This is a genomic window from Vibrio sp. T3Y01, assembly GCF_013114525.1.
Classification (GTDB): Bacteria; Pseudomonadota; Gammaproteobacteria; order Enterobacterales; family Vibrionaceae; genus Vibrio; species Vibrio chagasii_B.
In genome coordinates this window covers 1-8,217 of record NZ_VTXJ01000044.1, presented here as the reverse complement: position 1 = coordinate 8,217, position 8,217 = coordinate 1, and the positions used below count along the sequence as shown (strand labels likewise).

Below are 8,217 nucleotides of genomic sequence, written 5' to 3'. Positions count from 1 at the left end.
ATCGAGGAGCCATCGTTTAATCGAACTACCAGATAGAAGAACTTTAGTTGCAGCTAAAGTCTGGGTCTCACCTTACCCGATTGGAGTGCTTATTATCCATACAAGGCGTTTAAGGCAGATTCCCAACGCTTGGCATTTTTCATTCCATCGTTGGGTATTGTGTTTACAGTGGCATGTTTTAGTTTTGTGGTAGCGTTGCTCACTACTTAACGCGGCGTTATAACTAGTAGGTGAAAATTGAAATTAAGTAGCTATAAAGTTAACCCAAAACATAGAGCTCAAAAACCTAAAGAGGACTGCACTCAATGGACAGTTTCGGAATGGGTCGAGCTAAATTTATTTGTCGAAGGACAAAAAAAAGAATGGGTTTGTGGAAAAAATAATGTTTGGTCTATTGAGGGCTCTATAGGCAACTATACTGAAATAGGTAACAACGGGACAGCAAGTGCGTACATGGCTAAGTACGTAACTGACCACAATGGGGAGTGGCATGGTTACCCAGTAGTACCTTCAAGGCAAGCGGATCGTCCGCCGACAACGGTCCTCGATAGCTGGAAAAATAATGGTATTATCAATAAGCATATTCAATCGAAAATCACTAAGGGCAAGTGGTAATGACTAACAATGAGTTTAAAATCATCATTGAAGGTGACTATGTCGATTCATATATTTACTCTGGCCTTCTTTTCCTAGTGGATTCAAATTATATATTATCGGTATATAAGTGGGAGGACATATTCGAAGAGGCGCTAAAAGGTGTAAACTTCTTTGATTCACTATCTATTAAAGAACTGATCAAAGATAGTAGAAATAAAATTTCTACTAATGGTATTGATTCTATTACTGTAGCAAAGGATATTCTAAATAATCACAAACTTTCAAGTTATGAGGTTGGTGTTTGGCCTACTGATATCAACATATTTTCAAATAAGCTGTATATTGCTTCAGAAAAAGGTGTGCAATGTTTAAGTCTTAATTACTTAACAGGTGAACTAAGCGGTGAACTAACCATGTTTGATGAGATGGTGTTTACACTATCACCTAATTCGCATGGCCGCCTAGCGTTCGCTGCTGGGCAGTCGGGCGTATTGTCATATACTCCGTTTTCTAAATTTTTTAATCGAGACAATATTAAGCAAATCGTAAGTGATACGTGCTTAGAAGTTGATTGGCAATCAACGACACTATTTGCAGAAACAATGAGCTCAATTGTTCGCTGTGATTTTAAGTCTATGCCAAGTAAATCAGATTTTGACTCTAATAGAGAGTATTTCGAATCGGTTAAAGGTATTAAACAAATTAAACCGTCTATAAATCAGTTAGGCTATTTTAAGAACGCATGGGTTGCAGGTGATAAAACGTTTTCCATAACTGAAAGCGGTACAGTTTGTAGCGGGAGTGTGCTGAGTCAAGAGTACGAAGAATACCCGGATATTGTAATTACAGATAAAGTCCTGAAAGCAAGAACTGCAGCTTTCGGAACTGCGATTGAAACTGATAAAGGGTTGTTTACATTACTCAATAAAGAGGTTACTCATTACGCTAGTGAGCCAATCTCTTGGCGAGTTTTCCCACGCGCAAAAAATTATGCCAACCAAATTCATATCATTAAAGAGCAACATATTGAATTAGTTGTTGTGGAATCTAAACCCGATGAGATCTTTGGCTTTGATGTCGAAAAAATTGACTTAAGAGGCTAGGTTTTATCTTGTTATAACAAACAATTTAAGAGTGATTCAGCACGCTTGGCATTTTCGGTTTGGGTTAAGCTTAGTGTTTACGGTGGTCAAATTAAGTGTAGTGGATGCGTGCTTCACACCTTAATTGGGCGTTATGTGCTAGAAGCGCGTTTTAATATCGTAGGGTAACTTATTGGATAAAATAACTTTTTTCGAACGTATGGAACGACATATTACCTCGGGTAAGAAGGTAGCTACGATTCGTGATAAAACGGAGAGTCACTATTATGTCGGACAACTTCTTGAAGTTAGGACTCATGAAGAAGATAGAAGAATCTGCGACATCGAGATTCTGAGCGTAGAGCCTGTAAAGTTCGCAGAGTTAAACCGAGAGCATGCTAAAGCAGAGAACTTACCGTTTGTGTTTATGCTCAAGTGGATATTGCGCAAAATTTACCCCGCCGAAAATAGCTTGTATTTTATTCGATTTAAGGTGGTACGCTAAATTTTTGAGGTAGCTGAGTCGGTCGTCATATTTCGCACATAACAAAGCGTTTAAGACGGACTCCCAACGCTTGGCGCTTTCGGCTTACTTCGTTTTTAGTACGAAGCTACAACTTGCACACAAAGAATTAAGTGACAAAGGTGTTTGGAAGTCGAACTACAATCCTCCACTTGTAAAGTTGTTACGTAAATTCGGACTGTGTTTTCCGCCGCCTTACTATCAAAGCTTTTTTGCAAACGTTATGCTTTGTGTGGCTTTCTTTGCTCCTGTTTGGGGAATCTTCCAATGGTTTCTTGTGTGGGACGAGCTAGGCAAACCAGCTTTAGAAGCGGTTTATATCTCGTTACTTACTGGAGCATTGTTTGGTTTAGTTATGGCAACCTTCTACTACATTAGGCGCAAGCAATTAAATCTAACAGATTGGGGTTCATTGGGAGAATAAGCCCAAAACCTAACAAACTGTTCAAGAGGGATTCGCAACGCGTGGCATTTTCAACATGCGTTGATTTTAGTGTTTAAGGTGGTATGCGGCGACTTCGGTATAGCGTTGCTCACACCTTAACAGGGCGTTAGGCGACATGAGACAAACGATAGACTAGTGGATAGTATCTTGGCGTGAATCTAGCTTCAGTTAACAGAAAAGGAGTGGATTAATGAATGGTAAAGCATTTGATAATTGGCAAAAATCGCGAAAGAAAGGATGTTTACATTGGCTTTTCAGAACAACTTTCGTCACAGCCATTTTGTACATGATTTTTAATGTTATTTTCCTTTATCCATCTTCTGATGCTGCAAGCATTACGATTTTCTTATCGGATAATGCTCTTAATTACTCAATTTACACGATCGGGATGTTTTTCGCATTTTGGGCTATTTGGCTATACAACGAATCTTCGTATGAGAAAGAAGTTAAACGTAGAAATGTCGCCTAACAAACTGTTCAAGAGGGATTCGCAACGCGTGGCATTTTCACTATGCGTTGGTTTTAGTGTTTAAGGTGGTATGCGGTGGCTTTGGTATTGCGTTGCTCACCCCTTAACAGGGCGTTATGGCGCTCAGTAGATCTACGGAAAAGAATCAAAGAGGAATTTGGAAAAAATGATACGTAATTTTTACACCTGCGATAAAGAAGTCGACGAAAATAGCCATGATGGAGAAGGTTCAATAGATATTTATCGTGCATTCAGACGTAAAGATTTCGATGGTGCTTGGGATTTTGCGATCCGTGTTGTTATGCCACCTGGAAGCTCTATGGGTGAGCATACTCACGGAGATGATGAAGAAATGTATATCATTTTGAAAGGTGAAGGCACTATGACCATTGAAGGAGAGGATAGAAAAGTGGCTTCAGGAGATATGATAGTTAATAAACGTTTTGGCACCCATGGTTTGGTTAATACATCGGACAATGAAATTGAGTTATTGATAATCCAAGCAAGTCTTAAGTAAATCGCCATAACAATCTGTTCAAGAGGGATTCGCAACGCGTGGCATTTTCACTATGCGTTGGTTTTAGTGTTTAAGGTGGCATGCGACGGCATCGGTATTGCGTTGCTCACCCCGTAACAGGGCGTTATGTGTATGCGAGGTATAGGTAGATGATAGATAAAGTTGAAGTTCTACAGAAGCGAATGGCAGAAATTGATCTTCACAGCTCACGGTCAAATAGTGATCTGTCTTTTCTTGTTCTTAAGCTGCAAAACTTGAAAATAAAAATGTACCAAGAGAAACATCACCAAAGACCCCACATTCATATCGACTATGGAAAAAATGAACATACTGCTAGTTTTTGCATTGAAACTGGTAAAAGAATTGTTGGCTCTTACAAAGAATTAGCAAAAAGTACGATAAGGTAATCGGTGAATGGTTGGGTCAAAACAAAGCTCAAATATTGGAGTTGTGGGAAGTAACTCAAGCTAGTGGCGTTACTGAGCGATTAATTGCATCTTTGAGAGCAAACACATAACACATTGTTCAAGAGTGATTCGGCACGCGTGGCATTTTTACTATGCGTTGGTTTTAGTGGTTGGTTTTAGTGGTTTAGGTGGTATGCGGAGGCTTCGGTATTGCGTACCTCACACCTTAACAGGGCGTTATATGCTTGGAGAAAATGGTGCAATTAGAGAGTATCTTAAAAGAGATTGAACCGAAGCTAGCGAAGGGCATGATTCCTAGAACAGGTGATGATGGTAAATCGGTTGATTTATATACTGTTGGCTTCTACTTTGAAGGCGCACCGTTATATTTGCTAGAGAGTATAGATGGTAGCCAGCTTATTCTAAAAGCATGGGACGGAAGACGGTTTTCCTTAGATGCTACTTCGACATTTGAAATGGTCGAAAAGCTTGATATTCGAATAGATCATTATCATGGGTTAGTCAGTCATACTTATTGGTCGTTGTGGGATTATGTAGTCAATGAAAAGACAGGGTTGTATAAGCTTCGATCGCTGTACTCTTTATCGAAATATCATGTACCTCAGCTTTTCTTTAACCGTAAAAAGCTTCAATTCCCCCATAGAATGAAGTTACTGGGTACATTGATAGACTTCCAACTGAACGAGCCATCTAAAGCATTTTCGTCGCATGAAGTCATGACTCAACTGTACTCTCCTCGTTGGTATCTTCACCCTAAAGGTAGAGACAGCCGCAAAAGAATGGACTTGTACTTAAACTCTTTCGTTTCGTCTGGTGAGTTAGTGGTGGTAGAGCGAGGCGATTACAAAGTTACCGGCAAAGCTATAGCTACCCTAGAAAGTTATCAAATGGAGAGTGCTAGAGAAAAAGATGCGCAATATACACAGTATGCTTTAGTATTTTTGACGTTAATACTCGCAATTATAGGAGCAATCCAATCTGGAGTCGTGAAAGTTCCAACACTTCTAGATTTTACTCAATTTTAGTACGCATATAACAATAAATTTAAGAGTGATTCACAACGCTCGGTGCTTTCACTTCAAGCCGGTTTAGTGTTTATGGCACAATGCTTTAACTAAGGTGTAAGCGTTGTTCACACCTTAATTTGGCGTCATACACATAAAAGGGAGTTAGTCAGATGCGTCTGTATGTACAAGATCGTCAGACAGGGAAGAAAACATATATTCAAAATACGGCTAAAACGCGCCAAGAGTTAGCTCAAAGCTTAGGTTCTAGCCGTTTAAAGGTTAATGATAAGGTTTACTCTGTCAATTCAGTTCTAGCTGAATCAGACAATAAAACAGCACCAGCAATGGCTTTAGGCGGTGTTATTGGAGTAATGGGTGGTGTGCCGGGAGTAGTGCTAGGTGGTTTAATCGGTGGCTTGCTCGGTAAAAGTAACGACGATGAAGACCAAAAAAAGGTGAACGAGTTTAATGGGAGTAAATATGCTTCCTAAATTTAACTATCGCCTAGTCTCTGTTCTCATTGTGCTTGTCGCGATAGCAGCTACTTATATTACTGATCAGAAGTATTACAATGAAGCTATCCGAAATGTACTTGAGTGGAAGCACCTTAATATAAGTATCTGGTTTGGCTCACTTATATGCTTTGTTTTACATTACCTTTCAGCCAAAGGGTCAAGTGCCGAGTATGCAGGGCTAATATATAAACAATTTGGTATTTTCGCTGACTCGGCTTTTGCTGCTATTACTTACGGGTTAGCAATGACTACCTCGGCATCCATCCTTAAAGGTGTTTATATCCAACAGTTTTTTGGTGATGTAATTTACTTCAACCACTTTGAGTCACTAGACATATATTCAATGCTAGTTGTGTGTTTGTTCTTACTAGGCTATTCACTATGGTCATGTACAAGAGCTGCCTGGGAAGCAATTGTGTTTAGTAGCGCAGAAAGAGCGGAAGCCGTATACGATTAACTATTTGTATAACAAAGCATTTAAGAGTGATTCGCAACGCTTGGCAGTTTCGCTTCGATCAAGTGTAGCCAAGCGCCGCTCACACCTTAATGTGGCGTTAGCTTTCTAGGAAAATTCGGAGATATTAATTGGAAGTACATACTAGTGGAGTTTTGTCCTACTGGAATATGAAAGAGTTCAATTCAGAAATTAGTCCCAGGTCTATTACTGAGTTCCCACTTTACACCGATGCTCATGTAACCGGCGAGTTAAATACAGATCTTGGTCCTTACAAGTTCCTAAATATGATCACAGGAGTAAATAAGGCTGGGTCTATATATGATGCAATTACTCTGAGAATGTTCTGGTATCTAGAAGATCAAGGTAGTTACGGGGTTAAAACTGATACTTCCAAATATCATGGAGGGTGGATAACCGATGAGATAGCTGCGCTTGTATCTGTTAAGCTTGGTATTAGGATAAAGGCTGGTCCTATGACAAGATCTTATGACAGTCATTCTGATGACCCATTGGGAACTCCTAGCTCCACTCGGGTTAAGCCTCCACAAATTGAGATTAGCGCTAGAGGTCCAGTTCTACCAAGTGTTGTTAAAACTGTCGATATTTCAAAGCTTGATGAATTGTATATGTTAAACAATCTTACCGAGGAGCAGTACATAGCGTTAGTTCGAGCTTCGAGAATGTTCCAAGATGCGCTTTGGGTAGCGGAAAGTGAACCAGAGCTTGCTTGGCTAATGTTAATTTCTTCTGTTGAAACAGCTGCGAATCAATGGTCGTCTGAGCAAGAGTCTCCGACGGAAAGGTTGCGTTCTTCTAAGCCCAAACTCGCAGAAATTTTGGTAGACAAGGGTGGAGAGGAGTTATTAGAAATTGTTGCTACAGAAATCGTCCATACTCTGGGAGCTACAAATAAATTCATTAAATTTAGCACCAAATTCATGCCGGAAGCACCAGAAGTAAGACCTATTGAATGGGCAAGGGTTAAGTGGTCGAAAACAGGGTTTAGAGAGATACTCGATAAATTATATAGTTATAGATCATCAGCGTTGCATGGTGGTACTCCTTTTCCAGCTCCACTATGCGGTCCTCCAGACTACATATCAAAAGAACTTGGTATCGCAGAAAAAGGCAGTATAGGTTTAGCCACACACACATTGGGCGCTAGTTGGAAATCTGAGGATCTACCTATTTCAATGGACACTTTTACTTATTTTGTTAATGGTGTTCTTAATAATTGGTGGCGTAGCTTACTGGACAAAGAAAGCTAACAAAGCATTCAAGAGTGATTCGCAACGCTTGCCGTTTTCGCTTCGCTCAAAGTATAGGCAAACGTCGCTCACACCTTAATGCGGCGTTATGTGAACTCAATCAAGCGCTAAAGTTAGCGTCCTCTGGAATTGTATAGAATCTGGAGTTTTGTAGCTCTTCCAATGTTATTGCGCTTAATCCGACGTTTTCACGGTTTAGATTTACCCATTGTAGAAAGTTCATTTTTGGGACAGTCGCTATAAACCTTTTACGTAAAGCAGGACTAGTCACAGGGATAGTTAGCCCAACAGATTTGAATGCAGCTTTGATAATCTTAATATCACATCGGTACAACTCTCGGGAGTAATCTGCACCGGTACAGTTGAGGTAGTTGAGTTGAATATTGTGGTTATATAACTGACGTGAAACTTCTACTTCTTGACTGTGAGCGGTTATAGTCCCGACTTTACGTACAAAATGGTATTCCCAGTCTTTCACTTCTCCAATACCAGTAGTTTTCAATTGGGACAGTCGTGCTTTGGGGTTGCTAGAAATGCCAATCTTAAAAATATGTAGTGCTGGTGAGTAGGCGATATAGATATGGTCACAACGATATTTATTGTTCCTAAACGGAGTTTTAAGGGCTTCTTCCAAGCTATTTCTGTCCATTAAAATCACCGTACTGTATGTTTGTGCAAAGGTTAGCATGGTGTGAGCTGAATAATATTGAGATTAGTCAAAAGCAAATGGTTGAAAATACACATAACAAGAGACTATGGCGTCAATAGTTAATTTTTGACGCTATCTTTATCCCATATTGCACCGTCTCTTAGCATTGAATTGAGTGTCACAACCATCTTTCTCATGCAGGCAACTATCGCTACTTTTTTAGGTTTTCCTGCCGCAAGTAATCGTTCATAAGTAGCCTT

Annotated in this window: 12 protein-coding genes and 2 pseudogenes; 12 read left to right on the top strand and 2 right to left on the bottom strand. The window is 39.8% G+C overall.

Annotated elements, in window-relative coordinates; genetic code table 11:
* Positions 1–453 precede the first annotated feature (453 nt).
* The 12 genes and pseudogenes from F0232_RS24750 (at position 454) to F0232_RS24685 (ending at position 7,308) form a co-directional block, all read left to right on the top strand.
* Positions 454–615 carry a hypothetical protein gene (locus F0232_RS24750; RefSeq protein ID WP_171751085.1) on the top strand — a complete coding sequence of 54 codons (162 nt, stop codon included), beginning with the start codon at positions 454–456 and terminating at the stop codon, positions 613–615.
* The gene (locus F0232_RS24745) at positions 615–1,700 is read left to right on the top strand and encodes a hypothetical protein (protein ID WP_105057076.1); all 1,086 of its coding nucleotides are present in this window, start codon (positions 615–617) and stop codon (positions 1,698–1,700) included. The genes F0232_RS24750 and F0232_RS24745 overlap by 1 nt, the downstream gene beginning before the upstream one ends.
* A gap of 172 nt (positions 1,701–1,872) precedes the next feature.
* Positions 1,873–2,184: a N(4)-acetylcytidine aminohydrolase gene (gene yqfB / locus F0232_RS24740; protein WP_105057078.1), complete on the top strand. Its 312-nt coding sequence runs from the start codon at positions 1,873–1,875 to the stop codon at positions 2,182–2,184.
* Between the two features lie 70 nt (positions 2,185–2,254).
* Positions 2,255–2,626: a DUF6404 family protein gene (locus tag F0232_RS24735; RefSeq protein ID WP_171751084.1), complete on the top strand. Its 372-nt coding sequence runs from the start codon at positions 2,255–2,257 to the stop codon at positions 2,624–2,626.
* Between the two features lie 211 nt (positions 2,627–2,837).
* Positions 2,838–3,116 carry a hypothetical protein gene (locus F0232_RS24725; RefSeq protein WP_171751083.1) on the top strand — a complete coding sequence of 93 codons (279 nt, stop codon included), beginning with the start codon at positions 2,838–2,840 and terminating at the stop codon, positions 3,114–3,116.
* A 166-nt stretch (positions 3,117–3,282) separates the two neighbouring features.
* Positions 3,283–3,633, top strand: coding sequence for a cupin domain-containing protein (locus F0232_RS24715; protein WP_038483440.1), 351 nt, complete (start codon positions 3,283–3,285; stop codon positions 3,631–3,633).
* A 14-nt stretch (positions 3,634–3,647) separates the two neighbouring features.
* Positions 3,648–3,750, top strand: a pseudogene (locus F0232_RS24710) (DUF3265 domain-containing protein).
* A gap of 32 nt (positions 3,751–3,782) precedes the next feature.
* The gene (locus tag F0232_RS24970) at positions 3,783–4,040 is read left to right on the top strand and encodes a DUF4160 domain-containing protein (protein ID WP_216608354.1); all 258 of its coding nucleotides are present in this window, start codon (positions 3,783–3,785) and stop codon (positions 4,038–4,040) included.
* A 254-nt stretch (positions 4,041–4,294) separates the two neighbouring features.
* The gene (locus F0232_RS24700; RefSeq protein ID WP_171751082.1) at positions 4,295–5,086 is read left to right on the top strand and encodes a hypothetical protein; all 792 of its coding nucleotides are present in this window, start codon (positions 4,295–4,297) and stop codon (positions 5,084–5,086) included.
* A 152-nt stretch (positions 5,087–5,238) separates the two neighbouring features.
* On the top strand, positions 5,239–5,559 hold the full coding sequence (locus tag F0232_RS24695; RefSeq protein ID WP_039479238.1) for a hypothetical protein: 321 nt from the start codon (positions 5,239–5,241) through the stop codon (positions 5,557–5,559).
* Positions 5,549–6,040, top strand: coding sequence for a hypothetical protein (locus F0232_RS24690; RefSeq protein WP_171751081.1), 492 nt, complete (start codon positions 5,549–5,551; stop codon positions 6,038–6,040). Before F0232_RS24695 ends, F0232_RS24690 begins: the two co-directional genes overlap by 11 nt.
* Positions 6,041–6,168: 128 nt before the next feature.
* Complete coding sequence (locus F0232_RS24685) at positions 6,169–7,308, top strand: hypothetical protein (RefSeq protein ID WP_171751080.1); 1,140 nt, start codon at positions 6,169–6,171, stop codon at positions 7,306–7,308.
* A 100-nt stretch (positions 7,309–7,408) separates the two neighbouring features.
* On the opposite strand, the gene F0232_RS24680 is transcribed toward F0232_RS24685, so the two are convergent.
* Both F0232_RS24680 and F0232_RS24675 read right to left on the bottom strand, forming a co-directional pair.
* Complete coding sequence (locus F0232_RS24680) at positions 7,409–7,957, bottom strand: GIY-YIG nuclease family protein (RefSeq protein WP_171751079.1); 549 nt, start codon at positions 7,955–7,957, stop codon at positions 7,409–7,411.
* A 119-nt stretch (positions 7,958–8,076) separates the two neighbouring features.
* Positions 8,077–8,217, bottom strand: a pseudogene (locus tag F0232_RS24675) (IS110 family transposase); the annotation flags it as partial.

What these genes read in the sequence shown, in the direction of transcription:
- F0232_RS24690 (WP_171751081.1), top strand. Translation starts at nt 5,549, where the DNA reads ATGCTTCCTAAATTTAACTATCGCCTAGTCTCTGTTCTCATTGTGCTT.
- F0232_RS24680 (WP_171751079.1), bottom strand. Translation starts at nt 7,957, where the DNA reads ATGGACAGAAATAGCTTGGAAGAAGCCCTTAAAACTCCGTTTAGGAAC.
- F0232_RS24745 (WP_105057076.1), top strand. Translation starts at nt 615, where the DNA reads ATGACTAACAATGAGTTTAAAATCATCATTGAAGGTGACTATGTCGAT.
- F0232_RS24750 (WP_171751085.1), top strand. Translation starts at nt 454, where the DNA reads ATGGCTAAGTACGTAACTGACCACAATGGGGAGTGGCATGGTTACCCA.
- F0232_RS24700 (WP_171751082.1), top strand. Translation starts at nt 4,295, where the DNA reads ATGGTGCAATTAGAGAGTATCTTAAAAGAGATTGAACCGAAGCTAGCG.
- F0232_RS24725 (WP_171751083.1), top strand. Translation starts at nt 2,838, where the DNA reads ATGAATGGTAAAGCATTTGATAATTGGCAAAAATCGCGAAAGAAAGGA.
- F0232_RS24970 (WP_216608354.1), top strand. Translation starts at nt 3,783, where the DNA reads ATGATAGATAAAGTTGAAGTTCTACAGAAGCGAATGGCAGAAATTGAT.
- F0232_RS24695 (WP_039479238.1), top strand. Translation starts at nt 5,239, where the DNA reads ATGCGTCTGTATGTACAAGATCGTCAGACAGGGAAGAAAACATATATT.
- F0232_RS24715 (WP_038483440.1), top strand. Translation starts at nt 3,283, where the DNA reads ATGATACGTAATTTTTACACCTGCGATAAAGAAGTCGACGAAAATAGC.